This window comes from Variovorax sp. E3 (genome assembly GCF_016082275.1).
Classification (GTDB): Bacteria; Pseudomonadota; Gammaproteobacteria; order Burkholderiales; family Burkholderiaceae_C; genus Variovorax.
Genome location: NZ_MOWM01000389.1, coordinates 1 through 438, shown reverse-complemented (window position 1 = coordinate 438; position 438 = coordinate 1). Strand labels below are relative to the sequence as shown.

General features: G+C 68.3%; 1 protein-coding gene. It reads right to left on the bottom strand.

Features of this window, described 5'->3' with window-relative positions:
- On the bottom strand, positions 1 to 82 hold an 82-nt coding region (locus BMG07_RS44555), incomplete at its 3' end, for a hypothetical protein (RefSeq protein ID WP_198089243.1).
- Positions 83 to 438: the final 356 nt, after the last annotated feature.

Below are 438 nucleotides of genomic sequence, written 5' to 3'. Positions count from 1 at the left end.
CGCCGTTGCCGGCGGCCAGCGCGTTGTCGCCGCTGGCCTCCGACCGCGGGCCGATGGCGACCGCCTCCTGCCCGCTCGCCACCGCGCCGGGCGCGTCGAGTTGTCGCGGAAATAGCGGGTGCCCGATTGGTCGATGTCGCCGAGCCTTGTGCTCACCGTGTTGACGTTGCCATTGGTCGCGGTCAGGCCCGAGGACAGGCTGGCGATGCCGATGGAGACCGTGTTCAGTCCGCTGGACGTGGCGGTCGAGAGGCTGTCGATGCGGCCGCTTGCCGTGCTGATTCCATTCGCGACGCAGTCAAGCCCGAGGACATCGAGGTGGACAGGCTGCGGGTGTCGCCGCTCACGGTGCTCAGGCTGCTCGTGACACCGCTCAACCCTGAAGAGGTCGAGGCAGAAAGACTGCTGAAGCCGCTGGTGATGGTGTCGAGCCCCGAG